General features: G+C 68.2%; 18 protein-coding genes. 8 read left to right on the top strand and 10 right to left on the bottom strand.

Annotated features, from left to right (window positions below; genetic code table 11):
* Positions 1-3 precede the first annotated feature (3 nt).
* From ABZ707_RS20290 to ABZ707_RS20280, 3 genes are read right to left on the bottom strand one after another with little or no spacing between them, the layout of a single operon-like run.
* Positions 4-1,002 (bottom strand): D-2-hydroxyacid dehydrogenase, encoded by a 999-nt coding sequence (locus ABZ707_RS20290; RefSeq protein ID WP_360176485.1) that lies wholly within the window; start codon positions 1,000-1,002, stop codon positions 4-6.
* Complete coding sequence (locus ABZ707_RS20285) at positions 999-2,309, bottom strand: glycosyltransferase family 4 protein (RefSeq protein WP_360176482.1); 1,311 nt, start codon at positions 2,307-2,309, stop codon at positions 999-1,001. Before ABZ707_RS20285 ends, ABZ707_RS20290 begins: the two co-directional genes overlap by 4 nt.
* A 44-nt stretch (positions 2,310-2,353) precedes the next feature.
* Positions 2,354-2,881 carry an ATP-binding protein gene (locus ABZ707_RS20280; protein WP_360176479.1) on the bottom strand — a complete coding sequence of 176 codons (528 nt, stop codon included), beginning with the start codon at positions 2,879-2,881 and terminating at the stop codon, positions 2,354-2,356.
* A 202-nt stretch (positions 2,882-3,083) separates the two neighbouring features.
* Between ABZ707_RS20280 and ABZ707_RS20275 the strand changes: the two genes are divergently transcribed.
* The 4 genes from ABZ707_RS20275 (at position 3,084) to ABZ707_RS20260 (ending at position 8,239) form a co-directional block, all read left to right on the top strand.
* Positions 3,084-4,529, top strand: a complete 1,446-nt coding sequence (locus ABZ707_RS20275; protein ID WP_360176476.1) for a carph-isopro domain-containing protein — start codon at positions 3,084-3,086, stop codon at positions 4,527-4,529.
* Positions 4,530-4,539: 10 nt separating this feature from the next.
* Complete coding sequence (locus ABZ707_RS20270) at positions 4,540-5,493, top strand: FAD-dependent oxidoreductase (protein WP_360176473.1); 954 nt, start codon at positions 4,540-4,542, stop codon at positions 5,491-5,493.
* A gap of 307 nt (positions 5,494-5,800) precedes the next feature.
* Positions 5,801-7,048 (top strand): hypothetical protein, encoded by a 1,248-nt coding sequence (locus ABZ707_RS20265; RefSeq protein ID WP_360176470.1) that lies wholly within the window; start codon positions 5,801-5,803, stop codon positions 7,046-7,048.
* 372 nt (positions 7,049-7,420) lie between these two features.
* Entirely contained in the window at positions 7,421-8,239 is an 819-nt protein-coding gene (locus tag ABZ707_RS20260) for a DUF317 domain-containing protein (RefSeq protein WP_360176467.1), read from the top strand.
* A gap of 257 nt (positions 8,240-8,496) precedes the next feature.
* Here ABZ707_RS20260 and ABZ707_RS20255 read toward each other — a convergent pair whose 3' ends face one another.
* The 6 genes from ABZ707_RS20255 to ABZ707_RS20230 form a co-directional block, all read right to left on the bottom strand.
* Complete coding sequence (locus ABZ707_RS20255; RefSeq protein ID WP_360176464.1) at positions 8,497-8,877, bottom strand: hypothetical protein; 381 nt, start codon at positions 8,875-8,877, stop codon at positions 8,497-8,499.
* Positions 8,878-8,985: 108 nt separating this feature from the next.
* Positions 8,986-10,728, bottom strand: a complete 1,743-nt coding sequence (locus ABZ707_RS20250) for a relaxase/mobilization nuclease domain-containing protein (RefSeq protein WP_360176461.1) — start codon at positions 10,726-10,728, stop codon at positions 8,986-8,988.
* Entirely contained in the window at positions 10,725-11,246 is a 522-nt protein-coding gene (locus tag ABZ707_RS20245) for a mobilization protein (RefSeq protein WP_360176458.1), read from the bottom strand. The genes ABZ707_RS20250 and ABZ707_RS20245 overlap by 4 nt, the downstream gene beginning before the upstream one ends.
* 313 nt (positions 11,247-11,559) lie before the next feature.
* Entirely contained in the window at positions 11,560-12,852 is a 1,293-nt protein-coding gene (locus tag ABZ707_RS20240; RefSeq protein ID WP_360176455.1) for a hypothetical protein, read from the bottom strand.
* A 98-nt stretch (positions 12,853-12,950) separates the two neighbouring features.
* Positions 12,951-13,649, bottom strand: a complete 699-nt coding sequence (locus tag ABZ707_RS20235) for an ATP-binding protein (RefSeq protein WP_360176452.1) — start codon at positions 13,647-13,649, stop codon at positions 12,951-12,953.
* Entirely contained in the window at positions 13,646-14,563 is a 918-nt protein-coding gene (locus ABZ707_RS20230) for a hypothetical protein (RefSeq protein WP_360176786.1), read from the bottom strand. Before ABZ707_RS20230 ends, ABZ707_RS20235 begins: the two co-directional genes overlap by 4 nt.
* Before the next feature lie 613 nt (positions 14,564-15,176).
* Between ABZ707_RS20230 and ABZ707_RS20225 the strand changes: the two genes are divergently transcribed.
* The 3 genes from ABZ707_RS20225 (at position 15,177) to ABZ707_RS20215 (ending at position 17,518) form a co-directional block, all read left to right on the top strand.
* Positions 15,177-15,428: a helix-turn-helix transcriptional regulator gene (locus ABZ707_RS20225; RefSeq protein WP_073733580.1), complete on the top strand. Its 252-nt coding sequence runs from the start codon at positions 15,177-15,179 to the stop codon at positions 15,426-15,428.
* Positions 15,429-15,631: 203 nt separating this feature from the next.
* On the top strand, positions 15,632-15,982 hold the full coding sequence (locus tag ABZ707_RS20220; RefSeq protein ID WP_360176449.1) for a helix-turn-helix domain-containing protein: 351 nt from the start codon (positions 15,632-15,634) through the stop codon (positions 15,980-15,982).
* A 30-nt stretch (positions 15,983-16,012) separates the two neighbouring features.
* Complete coding sequence (locus tag ABZ707_RS20215; RefSeq protein ID WP_360176446.1) at positions 16,013-17,518, top strand: LacI family DNA-binding transcriptional regulator; 1,506 nt, start codon at positions 16,013-16,015, stop codon at positions 17,516-17,518.
* A gap of 184 nt (positions 17,519-17,702) precedes the next feature.
* On the opposite strand, the gene ABZ707_RS20210 is transcribed toward ABZ707_RS20215, so the two are convergent.
* Positions 17,703-19,106, bottom strand: coding sequence for a pentapeptide repeat-containing protein (locus ABZ707_RS20210; RefSeq protein WP_360176783.1), 1,404 nt, complete (start codon positions 19,104-19,106; stop codon positions 17,703-17,705).
* 1,244 nt (positions 19,107-20,350) lie between these two features.
* Here ABZ707_RS20210 and ABZ707_RS20205 point away from each other — a divergent pair.
* Positions 20,351-20,629, top strand: coding sequence for a hypothetical protein (locus tag ABZ707_RS20205; RefSeq protein ID WP_360176443.1), 279 nt, complete (start codon positions 20,351-20,353; stop codon positions 20,627-20,629).
* Positions 20,630-20,837 lie beyond the last annotated feature (208 nt).

Genomic DNA, 20,837 nt, shown 5'->3' with positions numbered 1-20,837 from the left:
GGGTCAGCCTCCTGCGAGGGGGGAATGGGCGTCGGGTACTTCGGCCAGGCCGTTGAGCGGCTGGCCAGCAAGGAATTGGCGCAGGTTCTCGGCGAAGAACGCGACCGCCCCGTCCATGTACGTGTGGCAGAGCGTCGAACTCTTCGGCGTGAGCACGACCCGGGGGTGGAGCCGCAGCGGATGGCGAGCGGGCAGGGGCCTCGGGTCGGATACGTCCAGCGCGGCGCCCCGCAGGTGGCCGGTATTGAGGGCGGCCAGGAGGGCCGACTGGTCGACGGTTGTCGCACGGCCGAGGTTGAGGAAGACGGCTTCCGGCTTACAGGCCGCGAAGAGGCCGTGGTCGAAGAGATGGTTCGTGGCCCGGGTGGTCGGCAGCAGGTCGACCACCACGTCGCCGACGGCAACGGCCTGGTGCACCGCCGAGGCGTGCATCCAGGTGATCCCGTCCCGCGCTGCCACAGGCGGCGTCCGGCGTACTCCGATCACGTCCATACCGAAGGCGCGGGCGGTGCGGGCGAGGTGGCCTCCGATGCTGCCGCAACCGACGATGGTCATCGTCGACCCGGCCAGGTCGAAGAACTCCTCGGCGAGGTCGTCCTTCCACCAGGTCCGGTTCCGCTGAACGCGCTGGCTCGTGAACAACCCGCGAGAGAAGCCCAGGATCAGCCCCATGGCGTGCTCGGCCATGGGACGGCCGTGGAACCCGTACGAGCGGGTCAGGGCCACCCCGGCGGAGTGCGCCTCGGCAACGGGCAGATGGTCGGTGCCGGCGGCCGGGGATGCGATCCAGTTCAGATGCGGTGCGCCGGCCAGCCAGGAGGGTTCGAACCGCCAGCCGAAGTAGATGCTGGCCTCCGCCAGCCGGTACGGCACGTCCTCCTCGGCGGCCGTACAGAACTCCACACTCGGGAAGGAAGCACGTAGGGAACGCATGTGCTCGGCGGACAACCTCCAAAAGAAGTGTGGGGATTCCAGGCTGATGAGCACCACCGGCCGGCTCATCGGCCCCTGCTTTCCCCGGTGGGCGATGGAGCCAGAGCCCATGGGGCGATGCGGCCGATGGCGGAGCCAATGCTCGCCTCGTAGTCGTGGCGTGAACGCACTAGAGCCGCACCGGCGTTCCGGAGCCGCTCGCGCTCTCTGGGCAGGGTGGTTAGGGCTCGGTGCAGGGCGGACGCCAGAGACTGGGAGTCCGTGGGTGCGGCGGTGAAGCCGGTCTCGCCTTCGATGACGGTCTGGGCCAGTCCGCCGGCGCTGGTCGCGACGACCGGCCCCGCCCCCGCCGCGAACGCCTCCAGAGGTATCCGTCCGAAGGGCTCCTCGCGCGAGGGAACGACGACCGCGTGCAGCGCGGGGCTATGCAGCCAGGAGCGGATGGAGGGGGTGAAGCGGGTGATCAGCGTCGCGTCCAAGCCGTAGGCGCGGATATCTGCTGCCAGGTGCCTCTGGTACGAGCTCAGGTGCTCGTGATCACCCGACGTGACCGCCGCCAGGAGTAGATGTGGCAGGCGGACCCCTCGTTCCTTCAGAACGTGCAGCGCCTCCAGGAGGTCTTCGAACCCCTTGGTGGGCTCCGCGCGCCCCATCGCAAGCAGGAAGCCGGCTCGGGCCTTGAAGGGCAGGGGCCGAACATGCGTTGGCCTGGCCATCTCCTCTCGGATCAGCCCGTTCGGGATGTTCACGATGCCCGCCCGCGGGATGGCACAGTTCGTGACGAGGTGGGTTTGCATGTGGGTGGAGATGGCTCCGATACGACCGCCCTGGGCGGTCGCCGCCCGCAGGGCCTCACGTTCCCAGCGGATTCGGGACAGGTCTCCAGGCCGCGTCAGGGCCGCTGCGGAGCGGGGGATGAGCAGGAGGTCTGTGGTCGGTGGCGTGTAAGCCGCGAGGCCGAGGAAGGGAACGTCGAGGCCGACGAGCAGGCAGCGGCTCGTGCGATCGGCGACGCGTGCGGCAGCCTTACCCGCCAGGGCGCACAGGTGCGTGGAGCCGCGGACCGAATCTGGGGGCATCTGGACCTCGGGAATCGTGATCACCTCGGCCTCTGCCTCGTCCAGCATCAGCTGGACCTCGCGGCTCCACCGCCGATCGTGCGCGACCGCTGTTTCGAAGGCGGGAGGGGAGATCACGGAGAGGCGGCCCGTCGGCATGAGGCGGGCGAGCGCTGTGAGGAAGGCACGGTTACTGAAACCGGTGCCCGACTCAGCGCCGTAAAGACCCTCGTGAAGGGCGACGACTACGCGAGGGTGACGAACGGCCGTCGGTGCTTCAGCGGACGGGGACGGTGGGGTCGCACGGTCGATGCGCACCGTGTGGTGCCTCCTTCGAAGAGAGGATCTTGCAGGCGCGGGCATCAGAGCGTTCTCGCAGGCGAAGAGCTGGACGCGCGCGTCAGCCGGCACCAGGCGCGGGTGCCGTCGGTGCCGGTCGTCAGGGACCAGGCGTCGGCCAGTGCCTCGACGAGGACCAGGCCCCGCCCCGATTCGGCCTGCTCCTCGGGCGCCGAGTGAGAGGTAGGCGCGGGTCGAGGGCAGCCACCGTCGGTCACGGTGATCTCGACCTCCAGGCCACCGACGACCAGGCTCCTACGGTCCACACACAGGACCAGGGGCGGGTTCCCCGAGGCGAACGCATTCGTTGCGAGTTCCGATCCGATCAGTCGAGCGTCGTCGAGCAGGTCCGCCGCGGTGCCCAGAAGCGCCACAGCGACGGCTTCCCGAGCGACCGCGGCCGCCCTCGGCCCGTACGGCAGGTCCGTGATCAGCGTGGTCGTACGGCCGCCATCGGCGTACCCGTGTGAGGATGCGGAGACCGGCTGATCGGTGTCGCGCTCCAGCACACTGCCCAGACGGTCTCGGGAGGTGCTCGTGTGGTTTCTCAAGGCCCACCTCGTTCTCCGCCGGCGTCGAAGGCGGCGCCTTCCGCCGTGACTCAAGAACACCGGAGGAGACCGGTCGTGCAGCACCCGATCAGTTGGTCAACTCGGTCAACTTCCTTGATAGGCAAGAGATTCGGCAGCTGCCTGCCTCACCATGGGGAGCGCGAAGTGGTCGACGAACCGCTGGGACGTGAGGTGGTCGCACGTGGCACAGCAGGCAGGGGGGCCGAACGCCGTGCTGTCGGGGTGCCTCGACGAACTCGGATGGAGCCCCAAGGCGCTTGCTCGCAAGCTCAACCGGGTGTTCGGAGCGGGCACCGTAGCCGAGTCGGCGCCGTACCACTGGAGGGACGGCGGTTCCCTTCCGCGTTCGCCGTTGCCGATGATGGCTGCCTACGTGCTCTCTCAGGAGCTGGGCAGAGCCATCTCGGTGGCCGAACTGTGGCAAGGCCGCGCGGGCGACTCGTCGGCACTCGTACCGGCGGACACGGATCTCGCACGGCCCTGGACCGTGCAGGGCATGGAGGCGATCGTGGAGGACTGGGTGATGGGAGGGCTCGTCGACCGGCGCCGATTCCTCGCGATTTCAGGCGCGGGACTCCTCGCGATCGTCGCCCAGTACCTTGACGGAACGGCCGGGCGAGGCCAGTACGCGCCCCGGATAGCTCCGTCGACCGGCGCCGATCCACTTGTCGACCAGGTCGAGCAGCACCTGCCCATGCTCCAGTTGCTTGACGACGAGCACGGAGGAGCGCGACATCTCCCATACGTAGGTGCACAGTTCCGGGCGGTGGGGCTACTCATTCACGATGGTGGTCACTCTCCCGTCGTGACGAGCAGGCTTATCCGCGCGCTCGCGGAGATCGGCCAGCTGGCCGGCTGGATGGCCTTCGACGCCGCCGATCACGGCCTGGCGCAGCGCTATTTCGCCACGGCGCTGAGAGCCGCGCATCAGGCCAACGACCTGCCCCTGTGCGCCCACATCCTGGGCGACCTCTCCTTCCAGGCAGCGAGCCGAGGACACCCAGCGGACGCAATCGCCCTCGGCGAGGCTGCCCGCCGTGCCAGCGAAGCCGCTCCGCCCGCCGCCCGGGCATCCGTCCTTTCCCGGCTCGCCTACGCGTATGCCGCCGCCGGCCGTGACAACGACTTCGCGCATACCCGTGGCTCTGCCCGAGAACTGATCGCAAGTCGTGACGGCAGCCAGGAGGAGCCCCGGTGGATGTACTTCCTGACCGACAACCACCTGGACTGCCAGGCCGGCTATGGCTTCATCCAGATGGGGCGCGCGCGGCAGAAGGCGGATGGCGGCACGAAGGCCCGACGATTCCTCGCGCAGGGGACCGAGATGCTCCGGTCCGGGGCATACGACGTTCCGCGTGGCGATCCCAGCCAACGTAGGGCCCTGTTCGAGGGTGCCTGGCTGGCCTTGGGGCACAGCGCTCACGGAGACCTGGAGGCGGCCTGCGAGATCGGACAGATCGCGGCTGACCGCCTTGACGCCGTGCGTTCACCGAGGAGCGCCGCCCTACTGCACCAGCTTGCCGCGGAGCTCCGCCGCCGCCAGCGCAACCCACATGTTCGCAGCTTCCTGCCGGTCCTCGAAGACGCCCTCGCCCGACATGCTCCATCCACGCCACCCGGCCGTTAATGTCGAGATCATGAACGCAGGGGAGCGCGTTGTCGTTGTTGGGGCTGGAGTGGCAGGACTGACCTCCGCCGTCGTTCTCGCCGAGGCCGGGGCCTTGGTGCGAGTGATCGCCGAGCAGGTGCCCGGTGCCACCTCGCTGGCGGCCGGGGCTATGTGGGGCCCGTACCTGGTGGAGCCGAAGGACAAGGTCGACCGGTGGGGGCAGCGGTCTCTGGAGGTATTCCGGGAGCTGGCCGGGGACCAGGCCACAGGCGTCCGGCTCACCAGCGGCATCGAGGCGTCGCGTACGGCCGAGTCTCCACCGGACTGGGCTACGACCCTGCCAGGATTCCGGCCGTGCGAGCTGACCGAACTTCCGACCGGGTTCACAGCCGGGTACCGGTTCACAGTGCCGCTGATCGACATGCCCGCATATCTCGACTACCTCCTGCGCCGTCTGCATGCGACCGGCGCAACGGTCGAGCAGCGACGTTTCACTTCGCTCGCGGAAGTTGGCCCAGTCCCAGTGATCGTCAATTGCGCGGGCCTGGGAGCCCGCGACCTGGTCCTGGATCAAGAACTGCGGCCGATTCGCGGCCAGCACGTAGTCGTCACCAACCCGGGGCTCACCGAGTTCTTTTCCGAGGACACCGGTACGTCACCGGATCTGCTGTGCTTCTACCCGCATGGAAAGACCGTCGTCCTGGGCGGCACAGCTATCGACGGCGAAGGCACCCTCACCCCAGACGACAAGGCGGCGGCCGACATTCTGGCTCGATGCGCCAAGGTCGAACCCCGTCTCGCCCGCGCCCGTGTCCTGGAGCACCGGATCGGCGCTCGGCCGAGCCGTTCTACGGTCTGCGTGGAGGCAGAGCGGGGGGAGGACGGTGCGCTGGTCGTGCACAACTACGGTCACGGAGGCGCCGGTGTCACTCTGTCGTGGGGGTGTGCCGAGGAGGTCTGGGATCTGCTTGCTCGGAACTGACTCTGGGTCTACGGCCGCCAGACGGAGAGCAGCAAAACACTCAGCTCACGGCGGCTTCCGTCCAGCAGGCGCTCGGTGGGGTGGGGGCGCTCGACAGAGTCCAGCTGTACCTCAGGTTGGCCGCAAGGTGGCCCGCATCGGCGCCGAAGCCCGTTGCCGATCCAGGGTGGGCCCCTTCGCGCGGTCCGTGTGTCGGCAGCGTCTACCAACCGGGCAAGCACCTGAACCCGTTGTCAGTGCGCCGTGCGACCCTCGGCTCCGTCTAGACGCTCGCCCAGTCGATGCGCCGGTTGAGATGGGGAACTACATGAGTGACGACACACGGACCGCCACGCCTACGCCAGAGGACGCTATGCGCTCCGCCCGGCTGCTTGCCCGCGCCGAGACGGCAGTCATGGCGCTCTTCACCACGCGGGCATACGAACTGGGCTGGACGGTACGCAGCGAGACGAGCGGCATCCTGGACCACGTCACGCTGTGCTGCGACGTGGGACATACGACTCAAGTAACACCCGTGACCGCGCTGCATCCCAAGCTCGGCAGCACGATCCTCCAGGCACCCGAGGGACAGGTGTTCCATCTGGAAGTGGGGATGGAACACATGGCAGTGCAGGGAATCCCGCAGCTGGCAGCCTTCTCCATGGCGCTAGAGGAGTGCGAGCACTGCGCGCGGAAGCAGTGGGAAGAAGCCGCCCGTGCGTCGTTCGCTGCCTACTCCATCGAGGCCGATCTCCGAATCCTGGGCGACGCCGCATCCTCCAACGGGTATTTAGCGAAGAAGGTTTGCTGCCTCCAAGGGCATGAATTCACCATCACCGCGATGGATCCACGTACCCCTAAGCGCGAGCCAGACTACGGGCTTGCATACGGCCGCACCTGGCGTGACTTCACCCTCACCGATTCCGTAGTAAAAGAACTTTGGCCTGAGCGCGCGCCGATCATCGCAAGGGCTTCACCGACCCCCCAGCAGAAGGGCGGCTACGGATTCACTCCAGGTGCCGGCGGTGCGGACGACCCTTGCGTTATGTGTGTGCGCATCTCTCAGACGCCCAAGCTCGTTGAGTTCAGACGTCGCGCCCGCGAAGAGAACGCGATGATCCTGGATTCCATGTCAGACCGGGTTCTCCAGACCGTGCGCCTCTGCTGCGTTGCCGGGCACCTGACCTCGGTGAGCATCAACAACGGATTGAAGCGCGCATTGCTGTGCGTTCGATGCGCGGGAGCGGGTATTCGCCCCGAACCAACCGTGTACTACGTGGTGGCCGGCGAGGCCATGGTGAAGCCCGGAATTTCCTCGGGTGACGGACGAGGGCGGCTAGACACCCACCGCAGCCAGCACAGTCTGGGTCAAGTCCGAAGGCTCATAGCGGACTTGCCCGGCGGCGCAGCCCTCAACGTCGAGCGGCACGTCCTGAGCGGCCTGGCTGGCCAGGGCATCAGACCGGTGATGGGCTTCGAGTTTTTCGATGCCGTGCACATTGACCGGGTGCTGGAATTGGCTGACGGGTGGTTCGCAACGAACCTGCCGAACTCCCCGTGGTCGGTGACGACCTAGGCCAGCCAAGGTGCTTCTTGCCAACCAAGTTAGTCTGCCCAGGTCACAGACCGACAGCGGACTAACTACGCCGTCGCCGGACACTAGTTCGCCGGGGGCAGACAGGAAAGAGTCACGAAAGACTGGCCAGCGAGTGCAGAGGGATGTCAACGTAGACAACCTGCCAGAACCCCCAGGTCAGAGCATTGATCGGCGCGCCTGCGGCTCCCCTGGCCGCAGCTTCTGCACTCGTTCTATCTAACTGGAGGCGCGACGCCGACAAAGGGCTCGGGCGCCTGCCGCCCGAGGTAGCCGTCGCCATGAACCGGCAGCCCTCCCGTCCAAGCGCTGCCGCGCGGCGTTGCTGGCGACCAGTACACCCGAATCCAGCCCTTGGAGGCATTCCTGAATTCGCACTACCCGTTCGATCCCTCTTTCGCGGCTGGCGCTCTTCCCGCGTACTGGGTCAGCCCTCGACACCTGGTCGGCGATGACGGTCGTCTCTGCGATGTCGTCGCGGACAGCCTCGCAGGTCTGGGCTGGGCGAGTCTGACAGCCGTGCGAGGACGGCGAGACTTCGATGAGCTGGGAGATCACCAGGTGGTCCGCAGCACCGTCCTGCACATCAGTCCCGACGCTCTTCGGTGGGCACAGTGGGTGCTGGCGGACGAGCCGTTCCACCTCGGTGGCCTGCCGGTCGCGTGGCAGGTCTCGGCCCGCTCGGACACCACCAGTTCGCTCGCGGACTGGTCCGCCTACTTCACCCCAGGCGTACCGGGAGAGGCCATCACCGAGTTTCTCCTGGCGCTCGACCAATGCAGCCAGCCCACCACCTTGTACGACGGTCCCGAACTGGTCCTCGCTACGGCCGCCGGGAACGGTTGGCTCCGGGACGCCGACCAACCCCACGCGGCGGCGATGCCCCCCACCTTTACCGCCCGCCTCAGCCTCGGCGAGGTGCCGCCCCTCATTCAGGATGCCGACCCCAGCGTCCTGATCGCCGAGGGGGACGGGCAGGTGGCGATGGGCTGGCAGGCGTGGGCTGAGCCTGCAATGGGGGCTCCGTACCTGTGGGCCGCCTCATTCAGCGCGAGCGTGCCGCACCGTTTGGTCGCCGCGTTCGCCTCCTCGCTCAGCTCCACGGCACCGGTACTGCGCCGGGTGCTGCCGGAAAGCACGCGGGACCAGCTCCTGTGTGCCCCCGCCAGCTGAGAAGCGCCCCCCCCGCGTAACAAAGCCGGGCCTCCCGTCTGGGCGGCCCGGCTTTGTGCTGCTCTAGCAGGTCTTGTGTGTAGCGGACTTGTGGCTGCTGGGGCGGGACCGTGTCAACACTGGGTGCTATGTCCCGCTTGCTGGCACCGCTGAGCGACGGTGCCTATCTGATCTCTCGTCGCTCCGATCGCTGAGGCTGGCAGACACTCCGGCCAGGCCGATTCCTCGCCCTGGTCGAACAACGACGCGGCCCTTCGTCAGTAGGTGTTGGCGGTGAAGGGGCGCGGGGGTTTGGCTACGAGGCCGAGCAGGCGGTTGAACTCCGTTCGGTCCTCTTCGCTCATGAGCCCGTGGGCGTTGCCGACGTTCTTCACGGTGAGCTGCTGCATGAACGGGGCGAGGAAGCGCTGCAGTGCTTCCGAGGCGTCAGCCCATGCCTGCCGGTGCTTCACGAAGCGCTTGAACTGCGCGTCAAAATCGAGGAACTCGCTGCGAGTCGCTGTGAGGACATGAGCCTGTTCCTCTTTGCTGAACGGCCGTCCACCGCGATGGCTCCACGTGTTGGTGTCGGCTCGGTACTTGAAGTCCGCGTCGGCGAGGAGGGCGATGATGTCGGGTCGGGATGAGGGTGCGGTCATACGGGTGGGACGCTCCTTGTGGGATTGGGTGGGGAGCATCAATCGTCTGGAGAATCGCCGGTTGGGCTAACCGGCGATCGTCGGATATGTTGCGCCCGTTTCCCCGGGTCAGTGCCTGCGGCTGGAGTGGCTCGACGCCTGAGCCGCAGACGGTGTGGCTGGTGCGGGCGTCGGGATGCGCCAGCCGTCTCGGGTGCCTGCGGTCTGGAGGTTCTTGGGTGCTGCTGCGGGCAGGTGGGCGCTGCTGCGCAGGCGCCAGACGAGGACATCGCTGATGGAGTCGGCGCTGCCGAGCTCGCGTCGCCGGGCGGCGTCGGCGAGCAGTGCGGCGGGGTCGTGGCCCGCTTGTCGGGCGTCGGCAAGGGTGGCGGCCAGGGCGGGCCAGCCGGGCTCGGCCTGGATCCGTTCGGCAAGCTCTGGCAGCGCCTGGTGCAGGAGATCGGCCTGCCGCTCTCGAATACGCGGCGCCATCCGCTGGCCTCGCCGACGGAGGGCGGCGATGGGGTGGGTCGCGGCAGCCACGTAGGCGGAGCGCAGATGCTCGGCAGCTTGCTGGGCTGCCGCTGCCTGCTGGCTGTGGTGCCTCTTGGCGTGCCAGTTCGCTGCGGCGATGGCGAGGAAGACGGCCATATCGATGACCATCGCCGTGGTGGCTCCGTCTTCGCCGCGGCCGAGTGCGGGGCCACTGTGGACGAGATCGTGTGCGGCCTGCCGCAGGGCGTCGTCATGCCCGCGTACAGCGCGGATATGGGAGCGGCTGGCCCGCTCGAACACGAAAGCCGCCTCCCGGAGTTGTGCACGGGTGTGGGCCGCAGAGGTCTTTGCGAGCGCGTCCAGGACCTCACCCGCTGCGGCGATCTGTGCCGCCGCCGTGCCGTCGTCGCCGTGGTCGATGATCAGTAGGGCCTGCCAGCTGGCAGCCGCAGCCCGGCGCCGAGCGAACGCGGGATGGGTCACCTGCGGCAGGGCGGGCTGCACCGGCTCGGAACCGCCCTCGGAGACCGCCTCTGCTTGGAGGGACCAGCGTTCGCGGATACGGGGCAGCGACAGGTCGGGTGCGAGGGTGGAGCCGGCATAGAAGACCGGCTCGTCGTCCTTGTTGCGGTCACCAGGCAGTGCGACCTTGTAGCCGAGCAGATCGCCCGAGGGTGCGATCCGCTTGCGGATCAGAAGGCCGTCGGCTGCCAGACGGTCGAAGAACTCATTTGTGGAGGCGGCGCCGGCCGACGCGCCGCGCACGGTCTCGCGCAGCTCCTCCCGCACCGTGCGCTCTCGCCCTTGGCGTTCGGCTTTGTGGCGCTCGGCGCTGGTGGGGCGTTTGGCTGCGGTGCCGTCGCCGGGGGTGACGCGGTGCAGGTCGTAGTCGGCTTCGATGAGACGGGCTTCGGTTTGGGCGCGTTGGCCGGAGCGGTGGTGGTTGGGGCGGCGGCCGTCCTCGCGTACGAGGGTGGCGATGATGTGGATGTGGTCGTCGGCGTGGCGGACGGCGGCCCACCGGCACCCGGCGTCGTCTGGGCCGCCGGAGTCGATGCCGGTGGCGGCCACGATGCGGTGGGCGATGGCGCCCCATTCCTCGTCGCTCAGGATGCGGTCGGTGCGTGCCGCGCGGACGGAGCAGTGCCACACGTGCTGGTCGGGCCGCTGGTCTGCGTCGAGAAGGTGCAGCGGCTGGTCGAGAAGCCGCTGGAGGTCATCCTTCGTCGCGGAGGGGTCGCGGCCGGGGTCAGGCGCCATGTAGTCGAAGGAGGCGACCAGGTGCGGGTCGACGTGCTCTTCGCGGGTGCCCTTGCCGTAGAGGTAGTTGAGCAGGCCGCGGGTGCTGCTGCCTTGCTTGTGGATGCTGGGGATCAAGTGGTCTCGTCTATCTGCCGGTTATTGATCCGCTCGACGGCCGCCTTGGTGGCGGTGGCCGCGCGGCGGACGTTGGTGAGGGTTTCCACGATGCGGGCGTTGTCGATATCGCCGCCCGAGTTGAGGGTCTTGGTCATCTGGTTGAGGTTGCTGCCGGCCCAGCCGAGCTTGCGGCTGGTGGCGAAGAGCTCGGTGAGGACGTCTTGGTCGGCGGCGATGGTGGCGGCGGTGCGGGTCTGGTCGCGGGCGGCGGCGAGCGCGGAGTGGGCGAGGAATCCGGCGATACTCATGCCGACGGCATCGGCGCCGGCCTGGATGAGGGTGCGTTCGCGTTCGTTGAGTCGGACGCTGTGGGCGGGGCGCTGCTTCTTGTCGCGCGGGCGGGGTTTTCCCTTGGTCAGGCGCGTGTGACCGGCCTTACTTGGCTGCGAACCGCCCTCGGTCGCAGCCCTCCCGTCCGGCGCCCCCTGGCGCTGGTCGGGCCCCGCCACCCCTGGGGCGGGGTCGGGTTCGGACACTCCCCCTGCGGGGGAGTGTCCGAACCTCCAACTTGCTCCGCTTTGGGCTGGCGTGGCTTGGGGCGCGCTCTGATGCTCTGGGCTGTGGGTGCACGAATTTTGCATGGAGAGCAGCTCCTGGTTGAGGGGAGAGGGCAGCGGACCAGGTCGACGTACGGGCAGCGTCCCCAACGCCCGCTGGTTCGAGCGGTGAGTCGCGAGGGAGGGCCGTGCGTGCCTAGTCAAGCGGTGCCCATGGGGGCGGGGCCGTGGGACCAGACGGGGTGCTGGTCCACGGCCCCCGTTCGGCGTTCAGGGCTGACCGGATATCCGGTCAGCCCGTGGGGACGGCGGTCTCGCAACCCTGCTCTGCCGCCAGGAGGGCCTTGAGTTCGGTGAGCCGGTCCTCGGAGATGGGGAGGTCGGCCTCGCGGATGGCGTTCCGTAGCACGGCGCGGGTGGCTGTTCCGTGCATGGCGATGGCCGCGCGGCCGATTGCGAGGAGTTCGTCCATCTCGGCACCGGGAGGACGTCCGTAGCGTTGCGCCGCAGGGACGTCGTCCTCGTGGGACGGCTCGGTGGTCTCGCGGGTGGGGACCGAATCGTGCAGGGGAAGTTGGTTCTGCACGGATCGAGGAGGCAGGGACTCAAGACGAAGGTTGGAGTCGGCGTGCTCCCCGGCTTCCACGCTCGTCAAGTCGAAACCTGCACCCGATCGGCTGCGCGGCGGAGTCGTCTCGACTTGGCGCATGGCGCCTTCGTTCGGAGGGAAGGCGTTCCAAGGCGATGGCAGTTCGATCGTGGCCAGAGCTGTCGCGTGACGGCGGACGGCAAGCTGGTGCAGCAGCACTTCGCGCTGGCGCTGGTCGATTCCCACAGACGCTTGGGCGACGGTGCGGGAAAGCCGTCGTGCGGTTCGCCGGCCTCGCCAGCCGGCGCGCTGATTCGGGGTTCGCTCCGCAAGGTGCGTGGCCAGGGCGACGGCCCTGCGGGTGGCACGGTCGCGGCTGATCTGCGCGGCGTCACGATCGTGTTCGGCGACCCCAAGGCGCGAGAGGCCGCGTTCGCGTGCTTCGCGACCTATCCGGGCGAGGAGGCTGTGGGAGGCCGCCTCGGGCGTGCGGATGCGCAGTTCGATGCCCATGGCCTGATGCCAGAGCAGCGCGGCCATGACCGGTCCCACGAAGGCCCGCACCGTGCCGCCGACCACACCTGACTCGGCGTACGCGGGGATCACCTGTACAGCGGTGATCACCCAGGTCAGGACGCCGGGCAGGCCGGGTGCTTGATTGGGGCCGTGCAGGTTCTGCCGCGCCAGCAGGGCCGTGGCGAAGAGGGCGAGTTCCGCGGCGGCGAACATCGCGGCGCGCTCGGTGGTGCCGCTCATGCCGAGGTAGTCGGCGGCGAACCGCCAACTGGTGTCGGCGCTGTAGGCGGTACATCCGGCCGCGGCCAGTGCGGCGACCCTGACCGCGGGCGTTCCGGGCTGTCGCTTGGCGTGGTTTCGGGGAGCGCGTCGGTGGATCAGCCAGCTGACCAGCAGCACTGTGCAGGTGGCCAGGAGAGCGGCGAGCGCGATAGATATCGCGTTCCAGTACCCGAGGGCGGGCATGGCAAGTTCCGTCATGCAGGGGTCTCCAAAGGGCCCGCCGCGCCGTGTGGGCAGGCGTGGGCGCGGACAGGCGGTGTGGTGAAGGTGAGCTGGTGCGGGGCGGCGCCGTGCGGTCAGGCGGAGAGCAGGCGTCTGCGGTCGGCGCCGGTGAGGACGACGGTGGTGGTCATCTCGGCGAGACGGGAGGCGACTCGGTCGCCGACGGCGTCGCGGAGCGCGGCGGTCGGCAGATTGGTCGTGAGGAGGGTGGGGAGCAGGTCGGTGTAGCGGCGGTTGATCAGTCGGTACGTGATCTCCTCGGTCCACTCCGACTGCTTGGCTGCGCCGAGGTCGTCCAGGATCAGCAGTGGGCAGGTGCTGAGGGTGGCGAGGTCGCGCTCGGCGTCATGGCCGGGGCGTGGGCGCAAGCGGGCGTACAGGTCGGCTGTGGTGGCCGCCTCCCACCGCAGCCGTACCCCGGCGGTCAGCAGCGAGCGCACCGCGCCGTACGCCTGGTGTGTCTTGCCGGTGCCGGTGGGCCCGGCGATCAGCAGAGACGGTCCCAGTGCGATGCCCCGGGTGCCGCTCGGTCCGGGCCGTGCGGCAAGGGCCACCTCATTGACCCAGGCGGCAACCTGCTGGTGGCCGGCGAGGGCGTGGCGGTAGCGGGGCGGGATGCGGGCCTCGGCCAGCTCCAGCGCGGTCACCCGTTCCGAAGGGGCCTCGGCAGGTGACGTAGTTGGATCGATGCCCCGATCGGCGAGGATCGTGCCGAGGCGGGCGGCGAGGGTGTTCAGGCGCTGCGGCTCCCGGCTGGTGGTGGCTGTGGTCACAGCTGACCCCCGTAGGCCGCCTCGACGTCAGCGGGCGCCGGGTTGGTCCATGCTCGGTGCGGGGCGGCAGCTGCCCGTGGAGCGTTCATGGCCTCGTCGACCAGGCTCGGCAGCAGCCCAGCGGACAGCCCCTTGGTACGCATGCGGTCCATCCCGGCCCTGATGTGGTCGGGGGACAACCCCTCGCCGAGCAGTTTGCCGACCACCTTGCCGAGGCGGCCGAGGACGTCGCTGGGCGGGCGGTGTTGGCATGCGGCGACGTGCTCGGCGACCAGGTCCTTGGCTGAGACCGAACCCGAGACGGCAGGGGGCGTGGGGGCGCTTGCGCTCCCCACCGGAGGTGATCCTAGATCCAGGATCCTAGGTCCTAGATCCGGACCCTGAGTCCTCACCGTAGTCTCCCAGCGTTGTGGTGAGGGCTCACTGAAATTGCTCTGACCTGCGATTTTCCGGTTCACGGAGGGCTCGCTGCATCCGCGTGACGCATCAGGGCGTCCACCGTGAGGGCTCACGGCCTGTTCATGGAGGGCTCCGTGAACAGGCGAGGCCGCCTCGTCCGACCGGCTGCCCTGGTGGCGCGGGCAGGCCGGGCAGCGGCTGCCGCTGGGCCGGTTGATCTTCTGGTGACGGGCCCAGGTGACGATGTGCAGGTACCGCTTGCCGTCGTCGCCTTCGTACCGGCAGATCAGACCCGCACTGTCGAGCTGCGTGAGGTCGTCCTCGACCTCCAGCGGGCCGTGCTCGGGGCGCAGGGACCACAGGGCGCCGGCGATGACAGCGGCCTGGTCGCGGAAGCGGCCGTGGTCGTCCGCCTGCGTAAGCAGGCCGAAGAAGGTCCGCTCGGCATGGACGCTCACCGCGGCCAGCGACTCGGAGATGAAGGCTTCCGGCTTGATGGTGCGTATCCGCGCCATGTCTATCGCCCCGTCTTCGTGGGCCGAGCAGGCCAGTTCGGCGACGAGGATGCGACTACGGCCACGAAGGCAGTAGCTTGTTGGGGCATGCACAGTTCCTCACCCGGTGGCGTTATGACCGCCACCGTCTTGATCGTTCAGGTACGGGCGATATCGGTAGGGACTTCTTGGCCCCCGGCGTTGGCCCGCCGGGGGCTTCTTCATGTGCTCGGAACCGCAGGGGTTTCCGGGCGCATGGCCAAGACAGCCACATCTTCCCCGCACAAGTCCAGCATTCCGCCGGGAAAGCAAACAGCTCTCGGCGAACGTGTCGTGCACGGCTTCCTTAAAACGGTAGACCCGAATCGCCGGTTGACCAAGAAGTTGCATAAATCGGGCAGTTGGCAAGCGAATCGGTGGGCGGCGCTGGTGAGCGCGCGATGCAAGATGCCCACGTCGAGACCATGTAGGTGCTACCAGCATGAGGGCAGCAGGTGATTTGGTCATCCGCCAATTCCGGTCTATGTTGCGCCGCTCGCAAGGAGCCTGGGGACCAGATCTGACAAAAAAGACGCGAAACATAGCAGCACATCGCCGGTTACCCAAACCGGCAATGCAGAGCTACAACTGACCCATGCCTGAAAGCCCTTTGGGAATTGGTCCGGCCGGCGTGCTGACCGCCCGCGCCATTACCCGTGCCCGCACAGCGCGCGGATTCGCCCAGCGCCAGCTGGCCGAACGTGTCACCGCGCTCGGCCGGCCCATGACCATCACGATGCTGTCCCGCATCGAATGCAGACAGCGCCGCTGCGATGTCGACGACCTCGTTGCCATCGCAGCCGCTCTCGGCCTCTCCCCGCTCGCCCTGCTCGCCGAGACGAGTTAGCCGAACGAGCCCCAACAGCGCTCCCCGGGTGGGCCAACACCCGGCAGCCTCTACGCACATCACCTCGCCCGTACCTGAAACACCAAGACCGGCGTACCCGTCTCCGCACGGCCGCGCCAGAGAAGGAACCTCCTTGCGCCGAGAGGCCATTCCCCCTGCCCTGTTGCCGTTCCGCCTCCGTACCGCGGAGGAGGCGATCTCGCATGGCTGAGCAGTCAGGCACCGGCGTAGCGCCGCCCCGCCTCTACCGTCCCGAGGACATCGCTGCTGTTCTCGGCTGCTCTGCCTGGTGGGTCAAGGACAGGGCCCGCCGGCGGCTGATCCCCTTCACCCGGGTCGGCCGCACGTACCGCTTCACCGCAGAACACCTCGCAGAGATCATCCGCCTCCACGAGGAACGGCCCGCACGGGCGCACCAGCCCGTCACAGCTCGGACCGTCGCCAAGGCTGACGCCCTCCAGGCGGACGCGCCCCAGCGTGCCGCGCCCACAACCCGTCTGCGGGCGCGGCCTCCGGTCCGCGCCAGGCAGCGCCAGTTCAGCACCGTCGCGTGACACGACCGCGTACCAAGGGAGAGGAGGAGCGTGGGTTTCGCGGAGAAGCGCGCGAACTACTGGCGTGGCCGATACAAGACCGCACCTGGGAAGCACCTCACGGTCGTCGACGAGCAGGGCAAGGCGATCAAGTTCGCCACCAAGGGCGAGGCTCAGCGCGCCGCGAGCGAGGCCGAGAACAAGTACCGGCGCGGCGACTGGCGTGACCCGGCACTCGGCCAGGAGACCTTCGGCGAGTACGCGAGCCGCTGGTACGAGGCCCAGGACCTGGCCGCATCGACGATGCAGAACTACAAGCGCCACATCGAGGAGCACCTGCTTCCCGACTTCGGGGACCAGGCCCTCGCCGGCATCCTGCGCTCGGACGTCGACCGGTGGGAGAAGAAGGAAAGGGCCCTGTACGCGGCCTCCAGCGTCAAGACCTGGCGCTCGACGTTCCACCTGATCTACGAGGACGCGATCGACGAAGGGCTGATCACGTCGAACCCGGCGACCAGGCGGCGTGGGCGGGGCAAGCGCGCGGGCCGCTCCCGTGACCGAGGTCCGGAGAAGGTCGTCACCGATCCGCTCGGCATCCTGTTGATCGCCGAACGAGCAGCACTGCTGTCCGGCCGAGATGACGAGTTCGTCGCCGTCGTCCTCAAGGGATACACCGGCATGCGCTGGGGCGAAATAGTCGGCCTGGAGACCGAGTTCGCTCGACCGGGCTCCGTCCGTGTCGAATGGCAGCTGTACGAACTGGACTCGGGCGAAATGGTGCGCTGCCCGCCCAAGGACGACAGCTATCGCACCCTCGACTCGATGGACTGGCTGTCCGCCCTGGTCGCCAATCACATCGCCCGCACGAAGCCGACGCCCTGCCCCTGCCACGGTAGGACCTACGTCTTCCGCGGGCAGGGCACGGCTCGTACGGGCGGCCACCACGGTGCGAAACTCGTCGACGTCGCACGCCGTGCCGAAGTCTCCACGGGGACGGTGTCCAACGTCCTCAACCATCCCGATCGCGTCGCTGAGGCGACGCGAATTCGGGTGGAGGAGGCCATCACGGACCTCGGGTTCGTACGAGGCGGCGCGGTGGTGGAGCCTGCGGCCCACTGGCGCAGGAACGGTTTTGCGACGTGGCTGTTCACCCCGGCGGTATCGGGCTGGTACCCGAAGAAGGCCCCGCAGGATGCGCGACCCGTGCCGCTACTCGGCGAGCCGTGGCCAGGAGTCCCCGCGCGAGGGCGCGGCGCCGGCCAACGGGCCGACGCCTGCTGGCTCCCGATTGCCAAGGGCCTCACGCCTCACGGACTGCGCCACACCCACAGGACCGTGATGGAGGACCTCGGCACAGAGAAGGTCCTCATGGACCAGCGCATGGGACACATCGATGGATCCGTCTCGGCGCGCTATGCCCACGTCACCCCTGGCATGCGCAAGCGCCTCCTGCTCGGCCTGACCGAGCAATGGGAGGCAGCACTCGCTGCCCGTCTGGCGATGTGCGCCACGTCGCCCGTGCACGTGCTCGATGCCCTTTTGCGTGTGCGCCGGTAGCACAGGCTAGGCGAAGTCCGGACGGTGAGATCTCGGACCGCACGGAAGATTTCAGTGGGCAGGGCTGTGACCTGGGCACTGAAATCTTCCGTGCCGTGGCTCATGGCGGGTTCGGTCACACCAGTTGCACAAGTGATCGGTGGCGGCAGGCATTGCGTCGGCCCTGGGCTGCAGGCGGGTTGGGTCAGCGTTTGACACGGTTACGGACGGCCAGGACCGCTAGGCCCAGAAGGATGGGCTCGATCACGCGGGATGCCATCTCGAAGTAGGTGCCGGTGGTGGTCAGGTCCTGCCCGCTGGAGCGGAACACCACCGAGTTGAGGGTGACGTTCAGGGCCTTGTCGAAGCGCTCGCCGGTGAACCTGTCCCCCGTGGGGTTCTGGGGATCAGCCTTGTCGATCTCGAAGATGACCCTGCCGCCGCCGGGCGGCACGGTTCCGGTCGCTTCCTGCTTCGGGGAGTCCTTCGGGAGCCCGCAGCCCATCAGCAGCCCAATGGTGAGGAGCATGGTGGCAGCGAGCCAGCCCAGGGCGCGGGAAGCACGCAGACCGTAGCCGGACAGCAGCCAGTAGCCGTGCAGCAGTCCGCGTTCGGCTCGGGTGGTGCCGGTGCGGTCATGGCGGCGCATCTCCATCTCGCCGTAGTAGAAAACCGCCGCCCCCGGCTCGTCCTTGCCGTCCTCGAACGACTTGCGCAGCGCCCGGTACACCGGCGCCAGCTGCGCCGGCCCAATATGTCCGGCACCGAGCATCGGCTGTCCGTAGGAGAGGACGAAGGGCTCGGCCTCCGCGGCGATCGTGAGGGGGTACTCGAAGACCGCGTGTGCGAAGTCAACCGTGGCGTAGCGCAGACGAATCTCGGCCGTTGACGACCAGCGGGTCCGCCGGCACTCCAGGCGGCGCGAGGCCAATGAGAGGGTCACCGGGCCGTCGAACACCGCCCCTGACAACATCACTCGCCCGGCGCACACCAACGGACCGAGCCTGGCCGCCCGCCCGAACACCGCCCCTACGAACCAGGCGTCTCCCTGGAAGGTCGCCGCTTCGAACTCGGCGTTGCCCTGGAAGGTCGTGTCCGTGAACCAGGTGCCGCCCTGGAACGTCGCTCCCGCGAACCGAGCGTCGCTCTGAAAGGTCGCCACCCTGAACTCGGCGGTGCGCTCGAAGGTCGCCGCTTCGAACACGGCGTCGCCCTTAAAGATCGCCGACCGGAACCCGACGTCGCTCTGGAAGGTCGCCGCCCCGAACACGGCGTCGCCCTTAAAGATCGCTGACCGGAACCTGGCCTCGCCCTGGAAGGTTGCAAAATCGAACTCGGCGGTGCCCTCGAAGGTTGCCGATATGAACCGGGCGTCGCCGACGCGGGGGTATCCGGTGGCGGGGTCGCGCAGGGCATCAAGGAGGGCGTCGAGAAGAGGTTCGGTGAAGGTGGTGCCGCTGTGGTCGATATTGGTGCCGGGGGTCAGGCTGTGCAGGTAGGCGTCGCGTTCGGCGTCGGCCAGGTGGGCGAGGCATGCGGTATGGCCGGGGACGTCGACACCGCGGCAGCCGACCGGGTCGTCCGGGGTGGTGCCGTGGCCACAGGGCACCCAACTAAGCGAGGTCAACGATGGTTCGGGGCTCGGGTGTGACATACCGGAAGGACGATCGAGCACGGCCGGATGGTTGCCGACCTCGCCTCTGAAGCCGCCGCTAAGCAGGCCGCCGTTAACGACAGGGGCTCACCAAGGTCAGGTGGCGTCGCCAGGTTGCCCCATCGCCTGCGCGGTGACGGTCGCCGTGACCTTGGCTCCGGGGTAGCGTCGTTCCAGTTCCTTGACTAGGGCCTGTACCTGGCGGGGCGTCTGCCCAGGGCTGACTCCCTGCAGCGGCGGAAGAGACGGCGGTTCCTCACCGTTGGACCATTGCCCCTCGACGAACAGGTCGGGCCCGATCAGTCGCCGCCCTTGCTCCTGAGCCTTCCGTGCCTCCCGCGTCGGCGGTGACGTCCGGGTTACCCGCAAGGCCAATGCGCGCCCGGCGTACGGTCCCTCCCGGATCGGCTCCGGCAGCGCTGGCCGGGCGCGGCGGGGCTCAAGCGGGTGCCCGCGGCCGATAGGCCACAACCGCGGCGCGTGCCGCTCAGAGTCATAGGCCGACAGATACCGTCGGCCCGTGGCGGGGTTGACCGTCTTACGGGCTTGTTCGATCCACCGCTCCAACTTCCGGGAATACTGCGCTCGCTTACCAGGCATCTCCGTCACGGGGAGTCCGTACACCTCGGAGATGGCGCGCCTAGGAGAGAGCCCGAGGCGCAGCGCGCACCCGTACAGCGTTGCGATGGTCTCGGCACGCAGTCTCACCCCGTCCTTCTTCTTCCCGTGGGGTGAGGGAAGGCCCAGTGAGACAAGCCAGATCCCACTGCGGGGTGCCTCAAAAGATGCCTCGGCCGTTTTCTTGACCCGCTCTACCAGCTCAGGGTCGTCGCATGGACGCCGGGCATTGCGCCGGGTGCGCGGTGGCGCGATGTCTCGAACCTCCCTGGCACTCCGCGTCCGCCAATCGATATCAACCTCGATCACCCACCCTGGCCACCCGTAGACATCTCCCAGGACGACGCCGTGCTCGGTCAAATCTGCAGACACCACACGACCACTATCGCAAGCGCCGGTCACCGACAGGCTCCTGCCGCCTGCGAAAGACACCCGATTATGTCGGCCAGGATCCGGCGGTGAACTTCGCGAGCCTTTGGAGTGCAGGGCTCCTGGCACTTCCGCTCAGGGGCTTACGAGCAGAGCCTGATCGCCCCCGTATGGAAAGTGCGGCGAGCAGGCCCAAGCCGAAGGACACAGGGATGGATACCCGGCACGTCGACCTGGACCTCGTTCTCTTGCTCTTGGTCGGTCTGCTGGCCGCTTACGCGGTCTACAAGTGGAAGGAACTGGCGACGCCCGTCACCGTGGGGGCCGTCGTCGTGACACTTCTCGTGCTCCTGTTGCAGGGACAGGACGGAGGAAGTTCCGAGCAGCGGGTACCGCCGACCTCCTGCTCGTATGAGGCCGAGCGCTGCCAAGGAGCTGGAGCGAGGAACGTCACGACGTCGGTCAGTCATCAAGGCCCTGTCCGCGAGTGATCTCGCTGCTGGCTCAGGCCGTGGCGCACTTCATTTGCTCTCGTGCTCGGCGGCTTTCTTGCGGTGTGCCGGCGCCGCAGTGGGGAGGGGTGGGAGCTGCCCGGGAGCCAGATTCTGAACTCGGCTCCCAAACGGCTCCCAAGATGGCCCCAGGAACCACTCAGGGGCCCGACCCGCTAAGCGGATCAGACCCCTGACCTGGTGTTTT

The sequence above is a fragment of the Streptomyces sp. NPDC006923 genome, from assembly GCF_040635655.1.
Taxonomy (GTDB): Bacteria; Actinomycetota; Actinomycetes; order Streptomycetales; family Streptomycetaceae; genus Streptomyces.
Note: the sequence above shows the minus strand (reverse complement) of the source record. Positions and strands in the feature narration are given on the sequence as shown.